This window comes from Streptomyces sp. F001 (assembly GCF_004187715.1).
In the GTDB taxonomy this organism is placed as follows: Bacteria; Actinomycetota; Actinomycetes; order Streptomycetales; family Streptomycetaceae; genus Streptomyces; species Streptomyces flavusporus.
The window spans coordinates 1,140,752-1,166,388 of the sequence record NZ_QZWF01000001.1 but is presented as its reverse complement, the minus strand read 5'-3'; the positions used below and the strand labels follow the sequence as shown (position 1 = coordinate 1,166,388).

Annotated in this window: 20 protein-coding genes and 4 pseudogenes; 15 read left to right on the top strand and 9 right to left on the bottom strand. The window is 71.7% G+C overall.

Annotated elements, in window-relative coordinates:
• Positions 1 to 54: 54 nt before the first annotated feature.
• From aroH to der, 5 genes are all read left to right on the top strand, one after another.
• Entirely contained in the window at positions 55 to 417 is a 363-nt protein-coding gene (aroH, locus tag StrepF001_RS05375) for a chorismate mutase (RefSeq protein WP_129797095.1), read from the top strand.
• The gene (locus StrepF001_RS05370; protein ID WP_129797094.1) at positions 414 to 1,499 is read left to right on the top strand and encodes a prephenate dehydrogenase; all 1,086 of its coding nucleotides are present in this window, start codon (positions 414 to 416) and stop codon (positions 1,497 to 1,499) included. The genes aroH and StrepF001_RS05370 overlap by 4 nt, the downstream gene beginning before the upstream one ends.
• A 135-nt stretch (positions 1,500 to 1,634) precedes the next feature.
• On the top strand, positions 1,635 to 2,330 hold the full coding sequence (gene cmk, locus StrepF001_RS05365; protein ID WP_129797093.1) for a (d)CMP kinase: 696 nt from the start codon (positions 1,635 to 1,637) through the stop codon (positions 2,328 to 2,330).
• On the top strand, positions 2,327 to 2,974 hold the full coding sequence (locus StrepF001_RS05360) for a lysophospholipid acyltransferase family protein (protein WP_129797092.1): 648 nt from the start codon (positions 2,327 to 2,329) through the stop codon (positions 2,972 to 2,974). The genes cmk and StrepF001_RS05360 overlap by 4 nt, the downstream gene beginning before the upstream one ends.
• Before the next feature lie 75 nt (positions 2,975 to 3,049).
• The gene (gene der, locus StrepF001_RS05355) at positions 3,050 to 4,531 is read left to right on the top strand and encodes a ribosome biogenesis GTPase Der (RefSeq protein WP_129797091.1); all 1,482 of its coding nucleotides are present in this window, start codon (positions 3,050 to 3,052) and stop codon (positions 4,529 to 4,531) included.
• Positions 4,532 to 4,587: 56 nt separating this feature from the next.
• Here the strand turns inward: der and StrepF001_RS05350 are convergent, their stop codons facing one another.
• Complete coding sequence (locus StrepF001_RS05350; RefSeq protein ID WP_129797090.1) at positions 4,588 to 4,989, bottom strand: hypothetical protein; 402 nt, start codon at positions 4,987 to 4,989, stop codon at positions 4,588 to 4,590.
• A 91-nt stretch (positions 4,990 to 5,080) separates the two neighbouring features.
• Positions 5,081 to 5,860, bottom strand: a complete 780-nt coding sequence (locus tag StrepF001_RS05345; RefSeq protein ID WP_129797089.1) for a hypothetical protein — start codon at positions 5,858 to 5,860, stop codon at positions 5,081 to 5,083.
• A 544-nt stretch (positions 5,861 to 6,404) separates the two neighbouring features.
• Between StrepF001_RS05345 and StrepF001_RS05340 the strand changes: the two genes are divergently transcribed.
• On the top strand, positions 6,405 to 7,058 hold the full coding sequence (locus StrepF001_RS05340) for a transglycosylase family protein (protein WP_129797088.1): 654 nt from the start codon (positions 6,405 to 6,407) through the stop codon (positions 7,056 to 7,058).
• Between the two features lie 103 nt (positions 7,059 to 7,161).
• On the opposite strand, the gene StrepF001_RS05335 is transcribed toward StrepF001_RS05340, so the two are convergent.
• From StrepF001_RS05335 to StrepF001_RS05325, 3 genes and pseudogenes are all read right to left on the bottom strand, one after another.
• Positions 7,162 to 7,869: an ATP-binding cassette domain-containing protein gene (locus StrepF001_RS05335; RefSeq protein WP_129797087.1), complete on the bottom strand. Its 708-nt coding sequence runs from the start codon at positions 7,867 to 7,869 to the stop codon at positions 7,162 to 7,164.
• A pseudogene (locus StrepF001_RS05330) lies at positions 7,866 to 10,620 on the bottom strand (branched-chain amino acid ABC transporter permease/ATP-binding protein). The gene StrepF001_RS05335 and the pseudogene StrepF001_RS05330 overlap by 4 nt, the downstream one beginning before the upstream one ends.
• Positions 10,620 to 11,096, bottom strand: coding sequence for a hypothetical protein (locus StrepF001_RS05325; protein WP_129797086.1), 477 nt, complete (start codon positions 11,094 to 11,096; stop codon positions 10,620 to 10,622). Before StrepF001_RS05325 ends, StrepF001_RS05330 begins: the two are co-directional and overlap by 1 nt.
• 138 nt (positions 11,097 to 11,234) lie before the next feature.
• On the opposite strand from StrepF001_RS05325, the gene StrepF001_RS05320 reads away from it, so the two are divergent.
• From StrepF001_RS05320 to StrepF001_RS47280, 4 genes and pseudogenes are all read left to right on the top strand, one after another.
• Complete coding sequence (locus StrepF001_RS05320; protein ID WP_129797085.1) at positions 11,235 to 11,789, top strand: hypothetical protein; 555 nt, start codon at positions 11,235 to 11,237, stop codon at positions 11,787 to 11,789.
• Positions 11,764 to 13,050 (top strand): ABC transporter substrate-binding protein, encoded by a 1,287-nt coding sequence (locus tag StrepF001_RS05315; protein WP_129797084.1) that lies wholly within the window; start codon positions 11,764 to 11,766, stop codon positions 13,048 to 13,050. Before StrepF001_RS05320 ends, StrepF001_RS05315 begins: the two co-directional genes overlap by 26 nt.
• Positions 13,051 to 13,095: 45 nt before the next feature.
• Positions 13,096 to 13,719, top strand: a pseudogene (locus tag StrepF001_RS47285) (YafY family protein); the annotation flags it as partial.
• Positions 13,632 to 13,961: pseudogene (locus tag StrepF001_RS47280) on the top strand (hypothetical protein); the annotation flags it as partial. The pseudogenes StrepF001_RS47285 and StrepF001_RS47280, both read left to right, overlap by 88 nt.
• Before the next feature lie 52 nt (positions 13,962 to 14,013).
• Here the strand turns inward: StrepF001_RS47280 and ctaD are convergent.
• Entirely contained in the window at positions 14,014 to 15,705 is a 1,692-nt protein-coding gene (ctaD, locus tag StrepF001_RS05305; RefSeq protein WP_240797287.1) for a cytochrome c oxidase subunit I, read from the bottom strand.
• 442 nt (positions 15,706 to 16,147) lie between these two features.
• Between ctaD and StrepF001_RS05300 the strand changes: the two genes are divergently transcribed.
• Positions 16,148 to 16,363, top strand: a complete 216-nt coding sequence (locus StrepF001_RS05300; RefSeq protein ID WP_129797083.1) for an I78 family peptidase inhibitor — start codon at positions 16,148 to 16,150, stop codon at positions 16,361 to 16,363.
• Positions 16,364 to 16,441: 78 nt separating this feature from the next.
• Here the strand turns inward: StrepF001_RS05300 and StrepF001_RS05295 are convergent, their stop codons facing one another.
• Together StrepF001_RS05295 and StrepF001_RS05290 are read right to left on the bottom strand one after the other, a co-directional pair.
• Positions 16,442 to 17,488 carry a phosphatase PAP2 family protein gene (locus tag StrepF001_RS05295; RefSeq protein WP_129797082.1) on the bottom strand — a complete coding sequence of 349 codons (1,047 nt, stop codon included), beginning with the start codon at positions 17,486 to 17,488 and terminating at the stop codon, positions 16,442 to 16,444.
• A gap of 263 nt (positions 17,489 to 17,751) precedes the next feature.
• Complete coding sequence (locus StrepF001_RS05290) at positions 17,752 to 19,005, bottom strand: glycosyltransferase family 39 protein (protein ID WP_240797286.1); 1,254 nt, start codon at positions 19,003 to 19,005, stop codon at positions 17,752 to 17,754.
• A gap of 271 nt (positions 19,006 to 19,276) precedes the next feature.
• On the opposite strand from StrepF001_RS05290, the pseudogene StrepF001_RS05285 reads away from it, so the two are divergent.
• Both StrepF001_RS05285 and StrepF001_RS05280 read left to right on the top strand, forming a co-directional pair.
• Positions 19,277 to 20,906 (top strand): annotated as a pseudogene (locus StrepF001_RS05285) (MFS transporter).
• A gap of 105 nt (positions 20,907 to 21,011) precedes the next feature.
• Positions 21,012 to 22,241, top strand: coding sequence for an acyl-CoA dehydrogenase family protein (locus StrepF001_RS05280; RefSeq protein WP_129797080.1), 1,230 nt, complete (start codon positions 21,012 to 21,014; stop codon positions 22,239 to 22,241).
• Between the two features lie 41 nt (positions 22,242 to 22,282).
• Here the strand turns inward: StrepF001_RS05280 and StrepF001_RS05275 are convergent, their stop codons facing one another.
• A complete protein-coding gene (locus StrepF001_RS05275) occupies positions 22,283 to 22,723 on the bottom strand; it encodes a cell division protein SepF (protein WP_129797079.1) in 441 nt (146 codons plus the stop codon).
• Between the two features lie 312 nt (positions 22,724 to 23,035).
• Between StrepF001_RS05275 and StrepF001_RS05270 the strand changes: the two genes are divergently transcribed.
• Together StrepF001_RS05270 and StrepF001_RS05265 are read left to right on the top strand one after the other, a co-directional pair.
• Entirely contained in the window at positions 23,036 to 24,271 is a 1,236-nt protein-coding gene (locus tag StrepF001_RS05270) for a DUF5685 family protein (protein ID WP_206306771.1), read from the top strand.
• A gap of 229 nt (positions 24,272 to 24,500) precedes the next feature.
• Positions 24,501 to 25,406: a S1 family peptidase gene (locus StrepF001_RS05265; RefSeq protein WP_129797078.1), complete on the top strand. Its 906-nt coding sequence runs from the start codon at positions 24,501 to 24,503 to the stop codon at positions 25,404 to 25,406.
• Positions 25,407 to 25,637: the final 231 nt, after the last annotated feature.

Genomic DNA, 25,637 nt, shown 5'->3' with positions numbered 1-25,637 from the left:
GCTGACTACGCTGGACGGACGCAGAGCCGATACACACCAGCAAGGAGCATCGCCGTGGCGGTACGAGCGGTCCGGGGCGCCGTCCAACTCGAGCGGGACGAGGCCAGCCACATGGATGAGCAGGTCGGAGCCCTGCTCACCGCCGTCCTGGAGCGCAACGGGCTGAGCGTGGACGACCTGATCAGCATCTGGTTCACGGCCACGCCCGACCTGCACAGCGACTTCCCGGCAGCCGCGGCGCGCAAGCTCGGCATTGTCGACGTCCCGCTGATCTGCGCCCAGGAACTGGACATCGCGGGCGCCATGCCGCGGGTCGTGCGCATCCTCGCGCACATCGAGTCCGACCGGTCCCGCGCCGAGATCAACCATGTCTACCTCGGCGCCGCGGCCGCCCTGCGCAAGGACATCGCGCAGTGAGGACCGCACTCGTCATCGGCACCGGGCTCATCGGCACCTCCGCAGCCCTGGCCCTGGTGCAGCGCGGCGTCATCGTGCATCTCGCCGACCACGACCCCGAGCAAGCCCGGACGGCGGCCGCGCTCGGCGCCGGCACGGACGAGACGCCCGACGGTCCCGTCGACGTCGCGATCGTCGCCGCCCCGCCCGCCCATGTCGCCACGGTGCTCGCGGACGCCATGCGGCGCGGGCTCGCCCGCGGCTACCTCGACGTGGCCAGCGTCAAGGGCGGCCCCCGCCGTGAGCTGGAGGCACTCGGCCTCGACCTGTCCTGCTACCTCGGCACGCATCCCATGTCCGGCCGCGAGAAGTCCGGTCCGCTGGCCGCGACCGGCGATCTCTTCGAGGGCCGCCCCTGGGTGCTCACCCCGACCCGGGACACCGACACCGAGGTGCTGAACCTCGCCCTGGAGCTGGTCTCGCACTGCCGGGCCGTCCCGGTCGTCATGGACGCCGACGCCCACGACCGCGCGGTGGCCCTCGTCTCCCACATGCCCCACCTGGTGTCCAGCATGGTCGCCGCGCGTCTGGAGAACGCCGAGGAGGCCGCCGTACGACTGTGCGGGCAGGGCATCCGGGACGTGACCCGGATCGCCGCCTCCGACCCCCGGATGTGGATCGACATCCTCTCCGCGAACCCCGGGCCGGTCGCCGACCTCCTCGCGGACGTCTCCGCCGACCTCGACGACACGGTCCGCGCGCTGCGCGCACTGCAGTCCTCCGACGAGGCCAAGCGGCACGAGGGCACCGCCGGCATCGAGGACGTCCTGCGGCGCGGCAACGCGGGCCAGGTCCGCGTCCCCGGCAAGCACGGGTCCGCTCCGCGGGTGTACGAGGTCGTGGCCGTACTGATCGACGACCAGCCGGGCCAGCTGGCCCGCATCTTCGCGGACGCGGGACGGGCGGGCGTCAACATCGAGGACGTACGCATCGAGCACGCGACCGGGCAGCAGGCGGGTCTGGTGCAGCTGATGGTGGAGCCGAAGGCGGCGCCCGTGCTGAGCGCCGCGCTGCGCGAGCGGGGCTGGGCGATCCGGCAGTAGGTGCCGGGGTGGGGCAGCCCACCGCGTCGGGAGGTGCCGGGCGGCCGGACGAGTGACCCGAACCCAGTAACCTTGTGCGGGGCACGCTCGCGCCCCGCACACTCACCCCACACCGCACCAGGAAGGTGTCCCCCCGTGGAAAACGGCGCCGTTCGGACCGCCCAGCCCGTGATTGTCGCCATCGACGGCCCCTCCGGTACGGGCAAGTCGAGCACGTCGAAGGCCGTGGCGGCACAGCTCGGTCTGAGCTACCTGGACACCGGCGCCCAGTACCGGGCGCTCACCTGGTGGATGGTGACCAACGGCATCGACATCGACGACCCGTCCGCGATCGCCGCCGTGGCCGGCAAGCCGGACATCGTCTCCGGCACCGACCCGGCGGGCCCGACGATCACGGTGGACGGCGTCGACGTCGCCGGCCCGATCCGCACCCAGGAGGTCACCTCCAAGGTCAGCGCGGTGAGCGCGGTGCCCGAGGTACGCGCCCGGATCACCGAGCTGCAGCGCTCCGTCGCCTCCGCCGCCGAGAACGGCATCGTCGTCGAGGGCCGCGACATCGGTACGACCGTGCTGCCCGACGCCGACCTGAAGATCTTCCTCACCGCCTCCCCGGAGGCCCGTGCCGCCCGCCGCAGCGGCGAGCTGAAGGGTGTGGACATCCACACCACCCGCGAGGCCCTGATCAAGCGGGACGCCGCCGACTCCAGCCGCAAGACCTCGCCGCTCGCCAAGGCGGACGACGCGGTCGAGGTGGACACCACCGACCTCACGCTGCCGCAGGTCATCGAGTGCGTCGTCACCCTCGTCGAGGAGAAGCGGGCCGGGAAGTGAGCGAGGTGCCGTCGGCGCGGGGCGCCGAGGTCGGGCGGCGCATCGGCGTCGGCCTGATGTACGGGCTGTGGAAGCCGCGCGTGCTCGGCGCCTGGCGGGTGCCCGCGGCCGGTCCGGCGATCCTCGCCGTGAACCACTCCCACAACATCGACGGCCCGATGGTCATGGGCGTCGCGCCCCGGCCGACGCACTTCCTGGTCAAGAAGGAGGCGTTCGTCGGCCCGCTCGACCCGTTCCTGACCCGCATCGGCCAGCTGAAGGTCGACCGCGACACGACCGACCGGACAGCGATCACGCGGGCCCTCGACGTGCTGTCCGCCGGCGGCGTCCTCGGTATCTTCCCGGAGGGCACCCGCGGCGAGGGCGACTTCGCCGCACTGCGCGCCGGCCTCGCGTACTTCGCGGTGCGCAGCGGAGCCCCGATCGTGCCGGTGGCCGTGCTGGGAAGTTCCGAGCGGCAGGGACGGTTGATAAAGGGGCTGCCCCCGCTGCGGCACCGTGTCGACGTCGTCTTCGGCGAACCCTTCGAGGCGGGTGACGGCAGCGGACGGCGCACCCGCACGGCGCTGGACGAGGCGACCGAGCGCATCCAGAAACAGCTCACCGAGCACCTGGAAAACGCCAGGCGCCTCACCGGGCGCTGAGCGACACTGAGTAGTGGATCACCCGATATCGGGTACTCCACCGATCACCACGATGAACGACGAGGTACGGACTTCATGAACGACCACATCCAGCCCGACGGCTCGGACGCGTTCGAGCACGATCACGGGGCGCTCGGCGACGCCGAGTACGCGGAGTTCATGGAGCTCGCCGCGGACGAGGGCTTCGACCTCGAGGAGGTCGAGGGTGCCATCGAGGCGGCCGGGCACGGACCGCTGCCCGTACTCGCCGTCGTCGGCCGCCCGAATGTCGGCAAGTCGACTCTGGTGAACCGCATCATCGGCCGCCGTGAGGCCGTCGTCGAGGACAAGCCGGGTGTCACCCGCGACCGCGTCACCTACGAGGCCGAGTGGGCGGGCCGCCGCTTCAAGGTCGTCGACACCGGCGGCTGGGAGCAGGACGTCTTCGGCATCGACGCCTCCGTGGCCGCGCAGGCCGAGTTCGCGATCGAGGCGGCCGACGCGGTCGTCTTCGTCGTCGACGCCAAGGTGGGCGCCACCGACACCGACGAGGCGGTCGTACGACTGCTGCGCAAGGCCGGAAAGCCCGTCGTGCTGTGCGCCAACAAGGTCGACGGCCCGAGCGGCGAGGCCGACGCGGCCTACCTGTGGTCCCTCGGCCTCGGCGAGCCGCACCCCGTCTCCGCGCTGCACGGCCGCGGCACCGGCGACATGCTGGACGCCGTCCTGGAGGCGCTGCCGGACGCGCCCCAGCAGACCTTCGCAGCCGCCGTCGGCGGACCGCGCCGCGTCGCGCTGATCGGCCGCCCGAACGTCGGCAAGTCCTCGCTGCTGAACAAGGTGGCCGGCGAGGAGCGGGTCGTCGTCAACGAACTCGCCGGCACCACCCGCGACCCGGTCGACGAGCTGATCGAACTCGGCGGCAAGACCTGGAAGTTCGTCGACACGGCGGGTATCCGCAAGCGCGTCCATCTCCAGCAGGGCGCCGACTACTACGCCTCGCTGCGCACCGCGGCGGCTGTCGAGAAGGCCGAGGTGGCCGTCGTCCTGATCGATGCCGCCGAGTCGATCTCGGTGCAGGACCAGCGCATCATCTCCATGGCCGTCGAGGCGGGCCGCGCCCTCGTCGTCGCGTACAACAAGTGGGACACCCTCGACGAGGAGCGTCGCTACTACCTGGAGCGGGAGATCGAGACCGAGATGGGTCAGGTCTCGTGGGCGCCCCGGGTGAACGTCTCGGCGCAGACCGGACGGCACATGGAGAAGCTGGTCCCGGCGATCGAGACGGCCCTGGCCGGCTGGGAGACGCGTGTCCCGACGGGCCGGCTGAACGCCTTCCTCGGCGAACTGGTCGCCGCCCACCCGCACCCGGTCCGGGGCGGCAAGCAGCCGCGCATCCTGTTCGGCACCCAGGCCGGCACCAAGCCCCCGCGGTTCGTGCTCTTCGCCTCCGGGTTCATCGAGGCGGGCTATCGGCGCTTCATCGAGCGCCGGCTGCGTGAGGAGTTCGGCTTCGAGGGGACGCCGATCCATATCTCGGTGCGGGTGCGTGAGAAGCGCGGCGCGAAGAAGAAGTAGCGACGCGGCACAAGACGTAGCAGAAGGGCGGCCCTTGTCGGGTCGCCCTCGTCGCTTCAGCTCCCCTTGCGGGGACCGGGTGGCAGTGCCGCCGGGACGTGGTGCATCCCGGTGCCGTGCTGCCCGATCTGCCCGACCCGCTGCCAGGGCGACAACTGCCCACTGCCGTGCCGTGCGCTCTGCGCGCCCGCGCTGTAGGCGCTGTACGAGCTGCTGAACGATCCCGCGCGGTGGCCCCCGAACGATCCCGAACCGTGCGGGATGCTCGCGAAGGCGGTGAACCCGAACTCGTCCTCGCCGCTGCGGTCACCCGGCAGCGAGCGGAAGGACTTGACGTACTCGGCATAGAGCGCGTCGTAGATCGGCGTGGCCGATGGGCCGCCCGAATGTTCCTGTGCCGGCCGTGTGGACCGGATCGACTGGAAGGACTGGCGGCGGGAAACGTCGTATGCGTGCACGTATGTCCAAACGACCCCGGCTCTGAAGAGATGCGGCCGAGCGAGACCGCAAGGGGCGCAGGGCTGCTGCACCCCCGACGATCTCGCTCGCTCACGTCCCCGCAAGCGGCAGCACACTCGCGACGAGCTTCCCGCCCGCCGCGGCCTTGTCCAGGGCGTCCCGCAGCAGATCCTCCCGGGGCTGACGCCCGATCGACCCCACCGGAGCCGCGAACATCAGCACCTGCTGGTGCTTGTTGGCGGCGGCCCGCCACCCCTCGGTCACCTGCAGCGGCTGATGCGCCTGCCACCAGGCCACCGGCTGACCGCCCGGGCTCGGCTGGAGCACCGCGTGCAGCTGCCCCATGGCGAGCAGCACGGACCAGCCGTGCAGCACCGGCGGCAGGGAGCTCAGCTCGGTCACCGGCATGAAGCCCTGCTCGATCAGCAGCGGCAGGAAGTCGTCACCGGCGGCGGTGGAGCCGGGCCGCACGATGGGGCCGGTGGGTTCGACGACGAGGGCCGGGTGCAACTCCCCGGCGATGAGTACCAGTCCGCTGGTGACACCGAGCACGGCCTGCTCCGGCACCACCTGCTCCGGCTCCAGGTCGACCGTGTCGCCGCTGATGGACCGCACGGCACCGCGGAGCTGTTCCTCGGTGACCTGGACGACCTGCGAGGGCAGGCAGGTGGCGTGGGCGAAGGCGAGCACGGCGGTCTCGTCGCCGATGAACAGGACGGTGCTGGTCCGCTCGCGCTCGGAGTCCCCCGGGGTGCGGCAGGACGTGCAGTCGTAACTGCCGGGGGCGTTCTCTCCGGCGAGCAGCCGGTTGGCTTCTTCGTCGCCGATCTCGGCGCGTACCTCGTCGCTGACGTCGAGCATGCGCGGCACGGGTGGCTCCCTCGGGATGCGGTACGTGGCGAGGCCGGGTGGCTCCCGGCCCGTGGTCCGGGTGGTCCCGGGCTCATGAAGAAGACAACGGGGGATCTGTGGCGGGAGTCACGCTGACCGGCGAACGGAATCGAACCATCCACCGCACACGGTCACGACCGGCACGGAATCGGACACTCACCGTCAAGTCGGGGAAACAGCAAGGCACTTGTAGTGGTGAAGTGGGTCACAGGTCGACGGAGTAACTGGTCGACAAATCAGGAAATCGGCGAATGAAATGGGTGGCCGGAAATCGACGATACCTCGGGTAACGGCGAACTGGCCTGGAGCGACGAGGAGTTGGTTGAGGCCGACTGCTCAAGCTCCGTACATTCCTCGGCCGTGTGCAACGAGCACCGCTCGGGTACGTCCGCCGCCGCGCCGGCCGCATCAGGCCGGCGCACAGCACAGCCGTCGGCGGACGGGGCGGAGCGCGACGACCGCGGCCATACGCGGCAGACGCGCCCCGTCTTGGGGGACCCCGGGTCCGTCGAGAGGGAATTACATGTCCGAATGTGCCGATACCACTCGCAACAACGTCCGTAAGGCGCGTACGACGGCAGTCCTCGCCGGGGCGGCCCTGCTGGCCCCGCTCGGGCTGCTGGCCGGAACAGGCAACGCGGCGGCCGCGGACGGCGGAGTGTGGGACCGCATCGCCCAGTGCGAGAGCGGCGGCAACTGGCACATCAACACCGGCAACGGCTACTACGGCGGACTCCAGTTCTCCGCCGACACCTGGCGCGCGTACGGCGGCTCGGCCTACGCGCCCACCGCCGACCAGGCATCCAAGGAGCAGCAGATCGCGGTCGCCACCAAGGTGCAGCGCACACAGGGCTGGGGCGCGTGGCCGACCTGCTCGGTGCGCGCCGGAGCGTCCGGCGGCGCTCCCGAGGCGCCCGTGACCGGCTCGGCCGGCGAGCAGTCCGACCGGTCCGAGCGGTCCACCTCCTCGTCGCAGCCGGCGAAGACGCCGGCGCGGGCGTCGGACCACACGGACCGCGGCACGACCCGCGGCGACTACACCGTCCGTCAGGGCGACACCCTGAGCGGTATCGCCGACCGGCACGGGACCACCTGGCAGCGGCTCTACGCCGCCAACAAGGCCGTCATCGGCGGTGATCCCGACGTGATCGTGCCCGGGCAGCGCCTCGCGCTCTGAGCCGCTCCCCTTGCCCGGAGCACGGGGCCCCGCCCGGTCCACCGACCGGGCGGGGCCCCTGGCGCAGCGGGCGGCGTCGCCCGCAGGCACGGCATGATGCTGCTCATCCCGGAGGGTTCGGCCCGCGCGCAGGGCCCGGAGCACGCCCCCGCGGTGTGCGGGCCGCCGCTTCCCGCGCCCGCAACTCGCCCGCTTCTCCGCTGAAGACGACCGCACCGCGGCGCAGTTCGTACACGAGGGCGGCTCGGCCGTGCAGGGCGGGCGGCAGCCGCTGTTCCGCCAGGACCACGCAGGCGTCCAGCGAGCCCAGCAGGTCGTACGTGCGGGCCGCGACCGCCGGCGCCATGCCCTGCACGGGTTCGTCGACGAGCACCACGCGCGCGCGTGCCAGCAGCGCCCGGGCGAGGGCGAGCATGCGCTGCTCGCCGCCGGAGAGGGTGCCGGCGCGGCGCGGGAGGAGCGGCTGCAGCTGCGGATAGGCGGCGAGGGCGGGGTCGTGGCGCGGCGCGGCGAGTTCCAGGTTCTCCCGCACGGTGAGGGAGCCGAACACGGCCTGCCGCTCCGGTACGAGGCACAGTCCGCGCCGGGCCCGCTCGTAGGCGGGCATGCGGGTCACGTCGACGCCGTCCCACAGCACCGCGCCGCCCGACAGCGGCACGGTTCCGGCCAGCGCGCGCAGGGCGGTCGTACGGCCGGAGCCGTTGCGGCCGAGCAGGACGGTCAGACCGGGGGAGGGGGCGGCGAGGGTGATGCCGTGCAGGGCTTCCAGGGGGCCGTAGCGCACGCGCGCGTGGCGCAGGGCGATGGTCACGGCGTGGCCTCCCGCGCGGCGAGGGCGTCGAGGACGCGACCGGGCGGGCCGGACGCGATGATCCGGCCCGCTGCCATGACGTGCACGACATCGGCGAGGTCGGCGACCAGGTCGAGGTCGTGCTCGACGACGAGCAGGGCGGTTCCGTCCGCGGCGAGCGCCTTCAGGACCCGGGCCAGCGCCGCTGCTTCGGCGGTGTCGAGGCCGGCCGCGGGCTCGTCCAGGAGCAGCACACGCGGGCCACCCGCGAGGGCCCGGGCCAGCTCGACGCGGCGCAGCGTGCCGGTGGGCAGCCCGGCGGCGGGCAGCGCCCGTACGGGGCCGTCCAGCCCGAACAGCCGCAGTGCCCGCTCCACGGCACCCGGATCGGCGATCCGCCCCTGCTCGGCGCCGACCCGGACGTTGTCGGCCACCGTCAACGAGGGGAACACGGCCAGCTGTTGGAAGGTCCGTGCGATGCCGAGCCGGGTGCGGGTGTGGGCGGACAGCCGGGTGATGTCCCGTCCGCCGAACAGCACCCGCCCGCGCGCGGGGCGCACGGTTCCGGCCAGGCAGTGGAACAGGGTGCTCTTTCCGGCGCCGTTGGGGCCGACGAGGGCGGTGATCCGGCCGGGCGGGATGTCGAGGTCGACGCCGTCGAGGGCGGTGAAGCGGCCGTAGCGGGCGAGGAGGTGGCGGGTGGTGAGGGTGGGTGGGGGTGCGGGTGCATGTGCGGGTTTGTGGGTGGGCACGTGGCGGCCTTCGGCCGCGTTCGGGTTCCCACCCGCACCACTCGTGCGGGCATCGTTGTCGGGTGCGGGTGGCCCCTGTGGGGGCTCAGCGCCGTCGGCGGCCGCGGGTGCCTGGTGTGTCGCCCCGGTGCGTACCACCGCGGTCACCCCCGCCGGCGCCGGTCGGCGCGCCGCCCGCTGCTCCGCCGGTCGTAGTCGCCTCCGCGTCTGCGCCCCCACCGCGGTCAACCTCGCCGCCCGCCGCAACCGCAGCCTCCCCGCCGCCGTCCGCAGCGCCTCGTACGGCCCCCGGGCAAGCGGCCCACCAGTACCGCCAGCAGCCCGATCAGCGCCGCCGCCACCCCGCCCCGGGTGCCCGCGTCGAGGCCGACCAGCAGTGCCGCCGCGGCCAGGGCGCCGAGTGTGCTGTCGGCGCCCAGGACGACGATCGCCGCGAACCACAGCAGGCCGCGTACGGGGTCGTAGGCGGCGGGGTCGAAGGCCCGCAGGCCCATGCCGAGCATGCCGCCGCCCAGCGCCGCCAGCGCGGCGCCGGACACGAACGCCAGCAGTTTCAGGGCCGGCACCTGGACGCCTGCCGCTGACGCCCCCGACTCGTGGTCCCGCATCGCCGCCAGCGCCCGGCCCGTACGGCCCCGGCGCAGCGCGTGCGTGGCGAGCAGCGCGCCGGTCAGGGGTAGTACGCGCGGTCCCCGGCGAAGCCCGCCGGGCGGTCGAGCGACAGCCCGGACGTGGCGTACGGCTGGGCGAAGACGAACCGGCTCACCCCGACGCCCACCGCGAACGTGGCGAGCGCCAGGGCCAGGCCCTGGCGGCTGATCGCCGGCCAGCCGGTCAGCAGACCGAGCGGGGCGACCAGGAGGACGGCGACGGCGAGCGCGGCCAGCTCCGGCAGGCGGGGCAGGCCCGGGAACCGCCCGGCCGCCAGCAGGGCCGTGAACAGGGCGCCCAGACCCGCGTACGCCGCCTGCCCCAGCGAGATCTGGCCGCTGCGGCCGGTGACCACCACCAGCGACAGCAGCACCACGCCGAGCGCGGGCACCTGCACCGAGGTGTGCAGGTCCCGTCCGGCGAAGCCCAGCGGCAGCAGGAACAGGACCACGGCGACGATCCAGGCGCCCGGCGGGGTCGGCACCCGCGCCGTCGCCGTACGCGGCAGCGCGTCCCGTGTGCCGACGCCGGGCAGCACCAGGGCGGCGACCAGCAACGCCACCACGAACAGGTTCGCGCCGACCGCCTGCAGCAACGGCTCGCCCCAGCCCGCCGGATGAAGCCGCGTCAACTGGCTCTGCGCGACCCCGACGCCCAGCGCCACCACCACGGCGACCGGCAGACTGCGCATCCGCGCGGCCACCGCGACCGCCACCACTTCCATGACCAACAGCGGCATCCCGTACGGGTCCAGACGGACGTACGGCGCCAGCAGCACGCCCGTCAGCCCCGCCGTGAACGAGCCGAACGCCCAGCCAGCCGCGGCCACCCGGTCCGCGTCGATCCCGCCGAGCACGGCCAGCTGCCGGTCGTCCACGACCGCCCGCAGCTCCCGCCCGACACGCGTCCATCTGATCACGGCCGCCACCGCGGCGGCCAGCACGAGCACGATGGCCAACTGCCCCCACGGCTCGTCCGGCACCAGCACGGGGGCGTCGTCCCGCGCCCCCTGCCCCCACAGCAGCGCCGCCCCGCCCACCAGCAGCACGAACACCCCGATGGACGCCACCAACGTCTGCGCCGGATCACTGCCCAGGACCGACAGGGGGCGGAAGACCCACCGCTCCAGGACCACGCCGAGACCCGGCGCCAGCACCACCAGCGTCACCGCCGCGGCCGGCCACAGCGGCCAGCCCCATTCGACGACGAACTGCCGCAGTGCGTAGGCGCACACCATCGCGATCGCGCCGTGCGCGAAGTTCAGCACGCCCGTCGCGCGGTAGGTCACGATCAGCCCGATCCCGGTGAGCGCGGCGGCGCTGCCCACCGAGAGGCCCGCGAGTGTCAGGTCGTACGTGAGAGACGACATCAGCCCGTCGTCCCGGCGGGCTCGCAGATCGGGCACGGGCCCAGCTCGCCGCCCGCCACCAGCTTCCCGTCCACCGGCACGGCCTCCGCCTTCCCGGCCACCAGTGGGCAGTCCGCGCGGTGGAAGAGTGTGCCGCCCGGCACCATCAACAGGTCCGCGCCGGCCGCGACCGGCGCGGCGGCTGCCTGACCCGACCCGTCCGCGTCGGCGGGCTCGGCGGCCACCAGCAGGGCGTACAGCTCCTCCACGCGCGCGGCGGCGAGCGCGGTACGACCGTGGGTGAGCAGTACCGCCCCGGCGATGATCAGCGCGGCGCCGGGGACCGTGCAGGAGGCCAGATAGGGCAGCTGCCGCTCGGCGAACCGCTCACCGGAGACGCCGTACCAGCCCAGGACGCACAGCACCGCGCCGGCCGCGAGCGCCGCCCAGCCGGCCCACAGGACGGGGTGCACGGTCCGCGGTCGGGCTGTCCTCATGGCCGGCTCCCACACGTCGTGTGTCTGGGTGTGTCTGGCTGTATGTCCAAGTCTGCCAACGGACTTGCACTATGCCTTCCGGAAGCTGACCCTGAAAGCGGCGTGCACGGCCCGGACCGACACCCGGTGGTGAGCCAGATGGTTCTCGGGAGCGACCTCAGGCGGGGGAACGCGCGACGGCGTGCGGCACTGGCGGCCGCCCTGCTCCTCTTCCTCGCCCCGGCCCTCGCGGCGTGCAGCGACGACGAGGGCGGCGGCAGCGACAGTCCCCCTCCGACGCCGGCCGTGGAGCAGACGCAACCGACCGATCAGGCGGCGAGCGCGCCCGCCGACACGGCCGCGGCCGAGCGGGAGATCCGGCAGAACTGGGAGCAGTTCTTCGACCCGGCCACCGCCCTGGAGGACAAGCAGAACTTCCTGGAGAACGGCGGCCGGATGGCCCCGGTGCTGCAGGCCTTCAGCGGCGACGAACGCGGCTCCCAGGTGCAGGCGAAGGTCGACAAGGTCGAGTTCACCTCGGCGACCGAGGCGAACGTGACGTACACGCTGACCCTCCAGGGCGCCACCGCCCTGCCGGACGCCGCCGGTACCGCGGTCGAGCAGGAGGGCACCTGGAAGGTGTCGGTCAGGACCCTGTGCGGACTCGTCGCCCTGAACCAGACCGGCAATGCGACGCCGCTGCCGGGCTGCTGAGGCCGCCGCCGCGGTCCTGCTGCTCCTGCTGGGCACGGCCTGCGGCAGCCGCCTTCCGGAGAGCGACTTCGAGCACGACAGGCGTACGCCGGCCCCGGCCACCGGTGAGCCCCTGCGCGTCGGCATCATCACCAGCGTCACCAGCCCGGTCGGCGGCAACGCCTTCACCGGCCCGCGCGACGGCGCCCAGGCCTACTTCGACCGCCTCAACGCGCGCGGGGGCATCGACGGCCGCCGCATCGAGGTGCGCCGGTGCGACGACGGCGGCAGCGGCGTGGGCAACAACGAGTGCGTGCACCGGCTGATCGACGAGGACCGGGTCGTCGCCCTCGTCGCCACCACGGCCCTGGACTACGCCGGCGCCTCCCGCGTCTCCCGCGCGCGCGTGCCCGACATCGGCGGCCAGCCCATCGGCGCCGCCTACGACACCTACCCGCACCTGTACGACATCTACGGCAGCCAGGCACCCCGTGACGGGAAGCCGGGCTGGGACGGGAAGCTGTACGGCGGCACGGAGGTCTACCGCTACTTCAAACGCGAGCACGGGGCACGCACGGCCGCCGTCGTCTCGTACAACCAGGCCGCGTCCGCCGCCTACGCGCGGCTCGTCGAGCGGGGCCTGAAGGCCGAGGGCTACCAGGTCGTCACCGAGCAGGTCGACTTCGCGCTGCCCAACTTCCGTGCCGTCGCCGCCGACCTGAAGCAGCAGGGCGCCGACCTCGTCTTCGACGCCATCGACAGCCACGGCAACGCCCGCCTGTGCAAGGCGATGGACGACGTCGGCGCCGAGGTCACCGCCAAGGTCACCAACGTGCAGAACTGGACGTCCACCGTCCCCGAGGACTACAGGGACGCCCCGCGCTGCCGCAACGCCCTGTGGGCGACCGGGTCCAGCCGCAACCACCAGGACACCGGCAACGAGGCCGTACGGGAGTTCCGGGACGCCACCGAGTCGCTGCCGACGCACTCCCAGTGGCAGTTGGAGGGCTGGGCGGCGGCCAAGTGGTTCACGGACGCGGCGCGATCCTGCTCCCGAACCGGCATCACGCGCGCGTGCGTCGACGATTTCGTGCACCGCAGCGACGGCTACACCGCGGACGGCCTGCTGCTCCCCGTCACCTTCAGGCCGCTGCCCGAGCCGCCGCGGACCCGCAGGAGCTGTCTGTCGGTGGCCCGCTGGCAGGACGGCCGGGGCTGGGTCTCCCAGGGGGACATGAACAGCACCTGCTTCAACGTGCCGCTGCTGTCGTACGAGCCGTGACGCTTCAGGACCGCACCTGTCCGCAACGGCTGACAGACTCGACCCATGCTGGAAACCTCCGCCCGCCTCCTGCGCCTGCTCTCGCTGCTCCAGGCCCACCGCGAATGGTCCGGCGCCGAACTGGCCGACCGCCTCGGCGTCACCCCGCGCACCGTGCGCCGGGACGTCGACCGGCTGCGCGAGCTCGGCTATCCGGTCAACGCCAGCCCCGGCACCGGCGGCGGCTACACACTGGGCGCGGGTGCCGAGCTGCCGCCCCTGCTGCTGGACGACGACGAGGCCGTCGCGGTCGCCGTCGGGCTGCGCACGGCCGCCGGACAGGGCATCGAGGGCATCGGCGAGACCTCCGTACGGGCCCTCGCCAAGCTGGAGCAGGTCCTGCCGAACCGGCTGCGCCGCCGCGTGGGCGCCCTGAACGCCTTCACCGTGCCGATGCTGAGGGGCCCGCAGCCGGCCGCCGTCGACCCGGCCGTGCTGACGGAGCTGGCGGGCCTGTGCCGGGATGCGGAGCGGCTGCGTTTCGAGTACCTGGACCACGAGGGTGCCGCCACCCGCCGCAGTGTCGAACCGCACCGCCTGGTGTGCACCGAGCGCCGCTGGTACCTGGTCGCCTGGGACCTCGACCGGGACGACTGGCGCACCTTCCGCGTCGACCGCATCACCCCCAAGCCCCCGCACGGCCCGCGATTCGCCCCGCGCACCCGCCCGCCGAGGACCTGGCCGCGTACGTCTCCAAAGGCGTCTCCACGCGCGCGTACGTCACGCACGCCGCAATCCGGCTGCTGGTACCCGTCGAGGAGGCCGCCGAGCACATCTCGCCGTCCGCCGGGACGCTTCAGGCCGACGGCGACGACGCCTGCATCCTGCGCACCGGGGCCGCGAGCCTCGAGGTGATGGTCATTCATGTGATGCTGATGGGATTCGAGTTCGAGGTGCTGGAACCGGACGGGCTGACGGAGGCGATCAGGACGGCACGGGACCGCCTGAGCCGGGCTCTTGAACGGGGTGCTGCTGGAGCCCGGCGTACTGGGGATGGTGCAGGTCGAACGCCGGGGAGTCGGAGCGGATCTTCGGCAGCGTCGTGAAGTTGTGGCGCGGCGGTGGGCAGGAGGTCGCCCACTCCAGGGAGCGGCCGTAGCCCCAGGGGTCGTCCACGTCGACCTTCCTGCCGTACCTGGTGGTCTTCCAGACGTTGTAGAGGAACGGCAGCGTCGACAGGCCGAGCAGGAAGGCGCCGATCGTCGACACGGTGTTCAGGGCGGTGAAGCCGTCCGCGGCGAGGTAGTCGGAGTAGCGGCGCGGCATGCCCTCCGCACCCAGCCAGTGCTGCACCAGGAACGTGGTGTGGAAGCCGATGAACAGCGTCCAGAACTGGATCTTGCCGAGCCGCTCGTCGAGCATCTTCCCGGTGAACTTGGGCCACCAGAAGAAGAACCCGGCGAAGATCGCGAAGACGACGGTGCCGAACACGACGTAGTGGAAGTGCGCCACCACGAAGTACGAGTCCGTGACGTGGAAGTCCATCGGCGGCGACGCCAGGATCACCCCGGTCAGACCGCCGAACAGGAACGTCACCAGGAAACCGACCGACCACAGCATCGGCGTCTCGAAGGACAGCGAGCCCTTGAGCATCGTCCCGGTCCAGTTGAAGAACTTCACGCCCGTCGGCACGGCGATGAGGAAGCTCATGAAGGAGAAGAACGGCAGCAGCACCGCCCCGGTGGCGAACATGTGGTGCGCCCACACGACCACGGACAGACCGGTGATCGCCATCGTCGCGCCGATCAGCGCCGTGTAGCCGAAGATCGGCTTGCGGCTGAAGACCGGGATGATCTCCGTGACGATGCCGAAGAACGGCAGCGCGATGATGTACACCTCGGGATGCCCGAAGAACCAGAACAGGTGCTGCCACAGCAGCGCACCGCCGTTGGCCGCGTCGAAGATGTGCGAGCCGAACCGCCGGTCCGCCTCGAGACACAGCAGCGCGGCCGCCAGCACCGGGAACGCCATCAGGATCAGGATCGACGTGAACAGCGTGTTCCAGGTGAAGATCGGCATCCGGAACATCGTCATGCCGGGGGCGCGCATGGCGATGATGGTGGTGATGAAGTTGACCGCGCCGAGGATCGTGCCGAAGCCGGCCAGCGCCAGCCCCATGATCCACAGATCGGGCCCGATGCCGGGCGAGCGTTCCATGCTGTTCAGCGGCGCGTAGGCGAACCAGCCGAAGTTGGCGGGCCCGTCGGGCACCAGCAGCGAGCCGAGCACGATCAGCCCGCCGAACAGGAACAGCCAGTACGACAGCATGTTCAGCCGTGGGAAGGCGACGTCGGGGGCGCCGATCTGCAACGGCATCAGCTCGTTGGCGAATCCGGCGAAGCTGGGCGTCGCGAACAGCAGCAGCATGATCGTGCCGTGCATCGTGAACAACTGGTTGAACTCGTTGTTGCTCACGATCTGCAGCCCCGGACGGCCCAGCTCGGCGCGCATCACCAGCGCCATCGCCCCGCCGATCAGGAAGAACGCGAACGACGTGATCAGGTAGAGGTGGCCGATCTTCTTGTGGTCGGTGGTGGTCAGCCAGTCGACGATCACCTCGCCGCGCGCCCTGGTCCGTACGGGTCCTGTCGCAGCCGGTACGGTCTCCGTCCCCATGCCTCGCTCGCCCCTTCGCTCGTCGCGCCCGGGCCCGCCGAGCCCGCGCCACGCGTACCCGCGAGCCCACGCCATGATGCTCGCGCGGCCGGGTACCGCGACAGGGGGCGTACGGGGAGTCTGTGTCGGAACCGGGTATTTCCTGTGTTGTGCCGACTCCCCGCGGGTCCGCCCGAAACTGGAATGGAATGGGATCCGGGGACGTTTCTTCAGAAACTCTCCGCCGGGCAATTCGAGGAGTTGTGGAGACACACGGGAATTGTGTTCGGATACCGCCGCAAGGCGTACGGATCCGTCCGTCCGGGTGATGGAGTTCCCCCGAAACGCGTGTCGTGATCTTGTGACAGAAGTGTGACCGCAGGGGGATCAGTGACCCACGGTGCACGGGCTCCACTTCCCTGGCCGACTTCCCCGGCCGCCGTGCAGCGCCTAGCGTGGCGGCATGGCACCCATTCCCACACCTCCCGCGGAACCCGACGACAGTCCCGAGGCGTACATCGGCCTCGAAGAGGCCGCGGCCGAGCGGCTCGCGCGCGAGCGCGGCTGGTCGACGGTGCGCTCGCTGCCGCCGGGGGCGATCATCACGATGGAGTACCGCGTGGGCCGACTGAACTTCGAGGTCAAGGACGGCGTGGTGGCGCGCTCCTGGAAGGGCTGACGGCCGACGGTGCATGACGAAGGCCCCGGTTCCCTCGAGGAGGAACCGGGGCCTTCGCCGTGCGTACCGCCCGGCCGGTCAGCCGCCCGTGACCGGGCGGGCCGTCGAGGCCGGGCCGCGCGGGAGACGGTCGGGGTGCGGGGGCCGGCGGCTGCCCGCCGGAGTGACCGGGGTGCGCTCCGCGCGGGTGCTGTGCGGGCCCGGGGCCAGATAGACCGGCGCCCGGGTGGTGCGGGCCGCCGCCGACGGGGAGAGGGTCTCGCGCACCGGTGCCGCCTCCTCCTCGGCGACCGGGCGCGGGGTGAGCACCGCGGGAACCTCGGCCGGGACGGGCGCGGCCTGCGGAGCCGTACGCCGCGCACCGGCGAGCCGGCGGCCGCGCAGGTCCAGGAGCCGGGCCTCGGCGTGGGCGATCAGCGGCTCGAACCACGGCAGCGCCAGCAGGATGAGCAGACCCGCGGCCCAGCCCAGCAGCACATCGCTCAGCCAGTGCGTACCCAGGTAGACGGTGGTGAGGCCGACACTGAGGGACAGCACCGCCGACAGCGCGGACAGCCAGCGCCGGGCGCGTGGCGAGGTGGCGAGATAGGCGAGGATGCCCCAGGTCACGACGGCGTTCGCGGTGTGTCCCGAGGGAAATATGTCGCTCCCGGCCTGGAACCAGTGCCACATCTCGTTGGAGCCGACCTCGGTCGCGTAGTGCGGGCCCGAGCGGCCCAGGCCGTACTTCACCGCACCCACGGTCACGTTCAGCAACAGCAGTGCCGCGCCGAACGCCAGCAGCGGCCGCAGTGTGTGCTGCCGCCAGCAGCGCCAGCCCAGCCAGGCGGCGACCATGACGGCCGTGGGGCCGCGCTGCCCGAGGACCACCCAGTAGTCCAGGAAGGCGTGGATCCCGGACCACTGCTGGTAGGGCCGGAACAGCATCGCCTGCCAGTCGAACCGGACCAGCCACGAGGTGGTCACCACGGCGAGGACGATCGTCAGGTAGAAGGTGAGAGTCGCGCCGAAAAGCACCACCCGGTGCCGGGTCATTCGCGGCACGTCGAGGACCGGCCGCACGGGTTCACGGTCCAGTCGGGCGAAGATCCGGTCGAGCCGGGTCAGCGTTGGTTCGGTACGCACACAATCGACGTTACAGCGAGTGAGCTCAGTTCCTCGCCCAATCACCGGGTTTGTAATGACGATGTGATGTGGGATTTCTCTCAGGAAGGGGTTTATTTCCGGGGATTCTGCAATCCCTCGGGGGCCTTCTCTTCAATTTCTTTGACCGGCCCATGGTCTAGTGTTTCGGCTGCTTATGAAACCGTTCACCGAGCCCTGGGGGGAACTTTTCCGGTCGATAACCTGGCAATAACCCGGCAATAAAAACCGGCGATCGAAGCAGGTCAGGGCGGACCGGAGCCGTTCAGCCAGAAGGCCCCGTAGACCGCCGACGCCGCCGCGACCCCGCCCACGACCAGCGCGGCGGCGGTGGTGCGCAGTCTGGCCAGGGCAAGCGCGAGGGGCAGCAGCAGCGGGAACGCCGGCAGCAACAGGCGCGGTTTCGAGCCGAAGTAGCTCGACGCGCACAGGGCGAGCGCGGTGACCACCCCCGCATACACCAGCAGCGGAAGCGGCTGGCGCTGTCGGACGCAGACGACGTACAGCCAGACCACCAGCCCGACCCCGACGACCAGCCCCAGGCCGGCCGGGGCCGACGGAAACGACGTGAACTTTTCGGCGACGAAGCGGGCGAAGGCGTACCCGCCGTCGAAGCCGTTGCGCCAGCCCGCCTGGACGTCGAGATAGCCGAGCGGACCCTTGCCGGTGTGGTGGCCGACCCACAGGACGTACCCGGCGGCGCCGAGCGGCGCGAGGAGCATGCCGAGGGCGCGCCGCCCGGCCGACGCGCCCTCGATGCCCGCGCCGTCGGAGGGGGAGGCGGCGCGCGACAGGGCATGTGCGCCGGGAACGGGCGCCGCGCTGCGGTACCGCACGGATGGAGCAAGGTCCCGGTCTCGTGCTCGTACGAACGAGGCGATCCCGGCCGCCCACACCGCCGCGACCACGGCGAGTCCCACCGGCCGGGTCAGTCCCGCCAGCAGGGCCAGCGAGCCCGCCGTGAGCCAGCGACCGGTCAGGACCGCGTACAGCGACCAGGCGGCCAGCGCCGTGAACAGCGACTCGCTGTACGCCATCGACTGCACGATCCCGACCGGCAGCACCGCCCACAACAGCACCGCACAGACCCCAGCCCGACGGCCGTACACGTGGTCCGCAACCGCGAAGATCCCCCACGCCGCCGCGAGCGAGGCGAGCAGGCTGACGACGAAGCCGGCGTCGGCGTACGACAGCGGGGTCACCGCGTGCAGCAGCCGCTCCAGCCAGGGGAGGAGGGGGAAGAAGGCCAGGTTGGAGTGCACGTCGCCGTTCGGCAGACGCACCTCGTAGCCGTAGCCCAGTTCGGCGACCCGGGTGTACCAGAGCGCGTCCCAGCGGGCGGTCAGCAGCGTGTACGCGCTCTTGTCCCGCGCCGCGCTCCATCCGGCCAGCGCGAGCAGTCCCAGTGCACGGACGGCCGCGTAGCCGAGAAGGGCCGGGGCCGCCCGGCGCAGGGCCGCGGAGCCGCGGCGTGCCACAGGCGTTTCAAGATCGGTCACGGGCTCGATTATCGACGGCGCGCGGGGCCGCACGGCCGGCGGCGGCGTGACGGGGGGCGACAGCGGGCGACGGTAGTGGCGTACGCCACACTGTTCCGCCATATGTATGAGAGGTCCGCCACTAGATCACGGTACGGACTCGCGTACGCTGACGTGTCACTCGCCGATCGTTGCGCGGGCCGGAGACCACCGCTCCTCTCCGGCCGAGTCACGGGAGAGTCCCCACTCCCGTGAGCCCGCCGAAGCGAGGGAACATCTGGGAGGTACGTACATGTCCGGGACGACCACGGCTGCCGTCGGGCTGCGCCGTCGGGCGGCCGGGGCCGGTGCCAACCGCTGGGTCGTCCTCGTGGTCCTCTGCACCAGCCTGCTGCTGGTCGCGGTCGACGCGACCGTGCTGCACGTGGCGGTGCCCGCTGTCACCGAGGACCTCAAGCCCAGCGCGATAGAACTGCTCTGGATCGTCGACACCTACCCGCTCGTCTGCGCCTCGCTGCTGATCCTCTTCGGCACGCTCGGCGACCGGGTGGGCCGCAGACGGATCCTGCTCCTCGGCTACGCCCTGTTCGGCGTCGCCTCCGCCATGGCGGCCGTCGCCGACACCGCGCAGGTCCTGATCGCGGCGCGGGCGCTGCTCGGCGTCGGCGGTGCGATGATCATGCCCGCGACGCTGTCGATCCTGCGGCAGGTCTTCCCCGACCGGCGCGAGCGGGCGCTCGCGATCGGCGTCTGGAGTGCGGTGGCCGCGGTCGGCGCGGCGGTCGGGCCCCTTCTCGGCGGCTTCCTCCTCGAGCACTTCTGGTGGGGGTCGGTGTTCCTTGTCAACATCCCGTTGATGCTGGTCAGTCTGCCGGTGGGGCGACTTCTGCTGCCCGAGTCGACGGGAGCGGGGGACGGGCCCTGGGACGTGGCCGGTGCGCTGATGGCGGCGGCCGGGTTGTTCGGGGTGGTGCTGGGGGTCAAGCGGCTCGGTGGCGGTGAGCCGGTGGACAGCGCGTTCACCGTGGTGCCGCTCGTGGTGGGGGTCGCGCTGGTCGTCCTGTTCGTACGGCGGCAGCGGCGGCGCAAGCATCCGCTGGTCGACCTGCGGATGTTCGCCCGTCCGGCGTTCAGCACCTCGGTCGGGTGCATTGTGCTGGCGATGCTCGCGCTGGTGGGGCTGGAGCTGATCGCGGCGCAGTATCTGCAGCTGGTGCTGGACCTGTCGCCGCTGGAGACGGGGCTGCGGTTGGTGCCGCTGACGTTCGCGGCGATGGCTGCGGGGCTGTTCGGGGCGCGGATGCTGCGGCGGTTCGGGCCGCGGCGGATGGTGTCCTCCGGGTTCTGTCTCACGGCCTTCGCCGTGGTGCTGCTGACCGCGATGGGGCGGCAGGACAACCCCGGGCTGCTGCTGGCCGGGTTCGTGCTGCTCGGGTTCGGGCTGGAGACCACGCTGTTCGGGGCGTACGAGTCCATGCTGAGCGAGGCTCCGCCGGAGCAGGCGGGGGGCGCGGCGGCGATCGGGGAGACGTCGTACCAGCTGGGGGCGGGAATCGGGATTGCGCTTCTCGGGAGCGTGATGAATGCGGCGTACACGCCTGGGCTGACGTCCGTGCCGGGGGTTCCGGCGTCGGCCTCGGCTGCGGCGGGGCATTCGCTGGGGGAGGCGTATGACGTCGCGCGGGCGGCTCGGGGGGCCGGCGGGGGATGCCCTGCGGGAGGCGGCTCGGGACTGTTTTGTGCATGGGCTGCATGTGACGCTGCTGGTGAGTGCGGGGCTGTTGCTGCTCGGGGCGGTGATGGCGTTGCGGTTGCCGCGGGCTATGCAGTACGAGACGGTCGCTGTGGAGGTGCCGTCGCCTCGTGCCGGCGTCGGGTCTCCCACCCACGCACCCCCGGTGGACGTCGCCCGCGGGGGTTGAGCGGCGCCTGCGGCCTGCGGGTGGTTGCTCCGCAGGCCCTCGGGTCGTAACGTCACCCCGAGTCCGTGACTAGCGGTGCTAGTTTGAGCTGCCCGGAGGGTGTCGGTGTCCTCGAAGTCCCCGAAGTTCGAGAAGTCCGCGAAGTCTGAGAAGCCCGAGAAGTTGCCCGCCTTCGATCCGTTCGATCCGCTCGGGATCGACGACTTGCTGGAGCCCGAGGACCTGGCCGTCCGGGACACCGTGCGCAGCTGGGCCGCGGACCGGGTGCTGCCGCACATCGCCGAGTGGTTCGAGGCGGGCGAGCTGCCGGGGATCCGGGAGCTGGCCAAGGAGCTCGGGGGTATTGGGGCGCTCGGGATGTCGCTCAGCGGGTACGGGTGCGCCGGGGCCAGTGCGGTGCAGTACGGGCTCGCCTGTCTGGAGCTCGAGGCCGCCGACTCCGGGATCCGGTCCCTGGTGTCGGTGCAGGGGTCGCTCGCCATGTACGCCATCCACCGGTTCGGCTCCGAGGAGCAGAAGCAGCGGTGGCTGCCCGGCATGGCCGCCGGTGACATGATCGGCTGCTTCGGGCTCACCGAACCCGATCACGGGTCCGACCCCGCCTCGATGCGGACGTATGCCAAGCGGGACGGCGGCGACTGGGTCCTGGGCGGGCGCAAGATGTGGATCACCAACGGGTCCGTCGCCGGGGTCGCGGTCGTGTGGGCGCAGACCGAGGAGGGCATCCGCGGGTTCGTCGTACCCACCGACGCCCCCGGGTTCTCCGCGCCCGAGATCCGGCACAAGTGGTCGCTGCGGGCCAGCGTCACCAGCGAGCTGATTCTCGACGACGTGCGGCTGCCCGCGGATGCCGTGCTGCCGGACGTGACCGGACTGCGCGGTCCGCTCAGCTGTCTCTCCCATGCCCGGTACGGCATCGTCTGGGGTGCCATGGGCGCGGCGCGGACCTGCTTCGAGACCGCCGTCGACTACGCGAAGACGCGGGAGCAGTTCGGGCGGCCCATCGGCGGGTTCCAGCTCACCCAGGCCAAACTCGCCGACATGGCGGTCGAACTGCACAAGGGGATTCTGCTCGCCCATCACCTGGGGCGGCGGATGGACGCCGGCCGGCTGCGACCCGAACAGGTCAGCTTCGGCAAGCTCAACAACGTACGAGAGGCCATCGACATCTGCCGTACGGCCCGGACGATCCTCGGGGCCAACGGGATCTCACTGGAGTACCCGGTGATGCGGCATGCGACCAACCTGGAATCGGTGCTCACCTACGAGGGCACCGTCGAGATGCACCAACTCGTGCTGGGCAAGGCGCTCACCGGAGTCGATGCCTTCCGGTGATCCGTCGCACCGGAAAGGGCAGGCCGGTGAGCGGCCTTGCCTCAGCTCTGGTTGAAGAAGCCGTCCGCCCGGTGGGCGGCGGGCTCCCCGCTGATGATCTCCGTGTCGGCGGGGCTCAGCAGGAACACACGGTTGGACACGCGGTCGATCGAACCGCGCAGCCCGAAGATCAGGCCGGCCGCGAAGTCCACCACGCGCTTGGCGTCGGCGGGCTCCATGGCCGTCAGGTTCATGATCACCGGGACGCCGTCCCGGAACAGCTCGCCGATGGCGCGGGCATCCCGGAAGCTGTCCGGGGTGACCGTGCCGATCCGGCGGCCCTTCTCCTCGGCCGTGTCCGTGGCCACCTTCACCCGGGGGTCCGTGACCCAGGCGTCCCCGGACTCGGTCCCCTCGGAGTACTCGTCGTCGTCGTAGTAACGCTCGTCATCGTTGTCGTCGACGAGGCCGAGCCACGCACTCGCCTTGCGCACCGATCCCATGGACGCCTCCTCTCACAGCGGGCTTTCTCGCTTTCCGCATCCCTATGGTCATCCATGATGCGGACGGTGCGCCAAGTGGATAGACGCCGCGCGGGGGGTTTGTGACGGTACTGGTGCACAGCGAATCCGTCGAGAGCCCGGGTGCCCCAAGGGTCCTGCCAGGCCCAGCTGCTGACTGTGAGTGAAATATGATTCTTCATGGCGTACGGGTGAGGGACGAGGCGGACGGGTGAACCAAGGCGGTCGATCCGATGTGAAAATCGGTCGATACGATGCGGCTGCTCAATGTCGCACGCATCACGGGGGATCGTCGTGTTCGGAATCGTCAGGCCGTGCAGTCACCGGCTCGGGGAACGGCTCAAGACGCAGTGGATGGCGCATCTGTGCGGACTGTGTCTCGCGCTGCGCAGTGACCATGGACAGTTCGCCCGGGTGGTGACGAACTACGACGGGCTTCTCATCTCCGTATTGACGGAGGCTCAGGCCACGCAGGCCGACGCCGACGGGTGGCGGCGTACCGCGGGGCCGTGTCCGCTGCGCGGGATGCGGACCGCGTCCGTCGCCCAGGGTGAGGGGGCCCGGCTCGCGGCCGCCGTCTCGCTGGTGCTCGCGTCGGCCAAGGTGCGCGACCATGTCGCCGACGGGGACGGGCTGCTGGGCCGCCGGCCGGTGGCGCTCGCCGCGCGCCGGGTCGCCGACGGGTGGGGGCGTGCGGGGGCTCGTGGTGCAGCGGTGGTCGGGTTCGATACGGCGGTGCTGGTCGACGCCGTGGACCGGCAGGTCGGCATCGAGGCGCTCGCCGGGCCCGGGACGTCGATCCTGACCGTCACCGAGCCGACCGAGACCGCCACGGCCGCGGCCTTCGTGCACACCGCGATCCTGGCGGGCCGGCCGGGCAACGCCGAACCGCTCGCCGAGGCCGGCCGGCTCTTCGGCCGACTGGCGCATCTGCTGGACGCCGTGGAGGACCAGGAGACTGACGCCGCGTCGGGTGCCTGGAACCCGCTGACGGCCACGGGGACCTCGCTCGCCGAGGCGAGGCGGCTCGCGGACGACGCCGTGCACGGAGTGCGGCTGGCGCTGCGGGAGGTGGAGTTCGTGGACGGCCGGCTGGCGCACCTGCTGCTCGTGCACGAGCTGCGGCGCTCGGTGGACCGGGCGTTCGGCACGGTGCCCGCCTGCGCGTCCCACCAGCCCGGGCCCTATGGTCAGCCGCCACAGCAGGGGCCGTACGGCGCACCGCAGAATCCGTACGCCGGCGGGAACCCGTACGCGGGCGGGACCCCTTATACGGGCGGCGGGGGAGCGCCCGGCGGTGGTGGCGGTGGTGACTTCGGCGGGTTCGGCGGTGGGCCGGCCGCTCAGCCGCCGAAGGGGCGGCGTGGGTTCTGGGCCGGCTGCGGGATGTTCTGGCTGCTGTGCTGCACCTGCAAGCTGTGCTGCGCCGAAGAGTACGAGGGCCCGTGGTCCCGCAAGAAGCGCGAGGGCTGCTGCCGTGACTGCGACTGCGGCGGCTGCGACTGCTGCTGTCCCTGCGACGGCTGCTGAAGGGCTGCTGTGCTTCGCCGGTGGGGCAGCGGTGGCCAATTCCCGTAACTCGTTCAAAGATTGACGGCCGAAAGGCGCTCTTGCGCCCGTCGGCCGTGCCCCCGAATACTCCCCCTCAGCGCTTGTCAGGGGCACGGCGTGTTCGGAATCCGGGCACGCGGCCGCTGGCTGCGCCTCACGGGCCCCGACCCCACGCGGGCCCCCTACTTCCCATGTGGAGGAACGAAAAGTGAGGATCAAGCGCACCACCCCCCGCAGCGGCATAGCGAGACGGACCCGGCTGATCGCCGTTTCCACCGGACTCGTGGCCGCCGCCGCGATCGCGATCCCCAGCGCGAACGCGTCCGACACCGCCACGTTCAGCGCCACCGAGCTCAAGAGCGCCGGCAACTCGGTGCTCAAGGCCGACGTCCCGGGCACCGCCTGGGCCGTCGACAGCAAGACCAACCGCGTGCTGCTCACCGTCGACAGCACGGTCTCCGCGGCCGAGATCGCGAAGATCAAGAAGGCGGCCGGCGCCAACGCCGACGCCCTGACGATCAAGCGCACCCCCGGCAAGTTCAACAAGCTCATCAAGGGCGGCGACGCCATCTATGCGAGTAGCTGGCGCTGCTCCCTCGGCTTCAACGTCCGCAGCGGCAGCGGAACCTCGTACTTCCTGACCGCCGGTCACTGCACCGACGGCGCGGGCACCTGGTACTCCAACTCCGCCCGTACCACGGTCCTCGGCCCCACCTCCGGCTCGAGCTTCCCGACCAACGACTACGGGATCGTCCGGTACACCAACACGTCCATCACCAAGCCCGGCACCGCGGGCAGCGTGGACATCACCAGCGCCGCCACCCCGAGCGTGGGCACCAACGTCATCCGCACCGGCTCCACCACCGGCACGCACACCGGCCGTGTCACCGCGCTCAACGCGACCGTCAACTACGGCGGTGGTGACATCGTCTACGGCATGATCCAGACCACCGTCTGCGCGGAGCCCGGCGACTCCGGCGGCCCGCTCTACGGCAGCAACGGTGTCGCGTACGGTCTGACGTCCGGCGGCAGCGGCAACTGCAGCTCCGGCGGCACGACCTTCTTCCAGCCCGTCACGGAGGCCCTGAGCGCCTACGGCGTCAGCGTCTACTGACGTTCGGTCGGTCATCGGTACCTGTATGACCTGATCTGTAGCCGGCAGCAAGCGAGCCCCCGCACGCAACTCGCGTGCGGGGGCTCGCCCTTGCCCCAGTCCCCGAAGGGCCGAGTTTCGGACAGGACTAGACCTCACTCAACGCATACCGGTTACTCGCGCGTAGTGTTTGCACTGCGAATCGCGCTGGCGCGACCGTGGACGTTCAAGTTGCGCAAGGCGTATGGGGCG

What these genes read in the sequence shown, in the direction of transcription:
- StrepF001_RS05300 (WP_129797083.1), top strand. Translation starts at nt 16,148, where the DNA reads ATGGCACCCATTCCCACACCTCCCGCGGAACCCGACGACAGTCCCGAG.
- StrepF001_RS05275 (WP_129797079.1), bottom strand. Translation starts at nt 22,723, where the DNA reads ATGGGATCGGTGCGCAAGGCGAGTGCGTGGCTCGGCCTCGTCGACGAC.
- StrepF001_RS05340 (WP_129797088.1), top strand. Translation starts at nt 6,405, where the DNA reads ATGTCCGAATGTGCCGATACCACTCGCAACAACGTCCGTAAGGCGCGT.
- StrepF001_RS05320 (WP_129797085.1), top strand. Translation starts at nt 11,235, where the DNA reads ATGGTTCTCGGGAGCGACCTCAGGCGGGGGAACGCGCGACGGCGTGCG.
- StrepF001_RS05315 (WP_129797084.1), top strand. Translation starts at nt 11,764, where the DNA reads ATGCGACGCCGCTGCCGGGCTGCTGAGGCCGCCGCCGCGGTCCTGCTG.
- StrepF001_RS05325 (WP_129797086.1), bottom strand. Translation starts at nt 11,096, where the DNA reads ATGAGGACAGCCCGACCGCGGACCGTGCACCCCGTCCTGTGGGCCGGC.
- ctaD (WP_240797287.1), bottom strand. Translation starts at nt 15,705, where the DNA reads ATGGGGACGGAGACCGTACCGGCTGCGACAGGACCCGTACGGACCAGG.
- der (WP_129797091.1), top strand. Translation starts at nt 3,050, where the DNA reads ATGAACGACCACATCCAGCCCGACGGCTCGGACGCGTTCGAGCACGAT.